Genomic DNA, 473 nt, shown 5'->3' with positions numbered 1-473 from the left:
CGCCGCTCCAGGCTCAGCACGGCGCGGAAGGGGCCGGCCGGCAGGGGCTTCAGGGACGGTTGTTCCTCGGCGAAGTGTTCTGCGACGATGCGGCGCGTCGTGGCATGGAGGCGGGCGTTGGCCTCCTCCTCCCGCCACTGGTCGAACTGGCGGTTCAGGTCTTCGAGGTTGCGGAAGGTGCGGCCCAGGAAGAAGTCCTGACGGACGTAGCGGAACGGCCGCTCGACCTTGCCCTTGGTCTTGGCGCGATAGGGGCGGCAGGCCTTGGGCACGAAGCCGTGGTGGGCGGCGAAGGCCAGCAGGGTCTTGTTGTAGACGATGCCCTCGTCACCGTCGCCCTGGACGGCTGTCTTCATGCGGTCGAAGAGCACCTGCTCGGGGATCCCGCCAATGGCTTTGAAGGCGGCGGCGAGGCAGCGCAGCACCGTCTGCAGGTCCTGGTGGGGGACGAAGCGGCCCCACAGGAACCGGCT

Annotated in this window: 1 protein-coding gene; it reads right to left on the bottom strand. The window is 68.7% G+C overall.

Going from position 1 to position 473, the window contains the following annotated elements; all coding sequences use genetic code 11:
* Positions 1–473: IS21 family transposase (gene istA, locus GHC57_RS19195; protein ID WP_153347276.1), on the bottom strand; the 473-nt coding region annotated here is incomplete at both ends.

It is taken from the genome of Roseospira navarrensis (assembly GCF_009601025.1).
GTDB classification, from domain to species: Bacteria; Pseudomonadota; Alphaproteobacteria; order Rhodospirillales; family Rhodospirillaceae; genus Rhodospira; species Rhodospira navarrensis.
The sequence above is the reverse complement of the archived record's forward strand: the minus strand, read 5'-3'. Positions and strand labels throughout refer to the sequence as shown.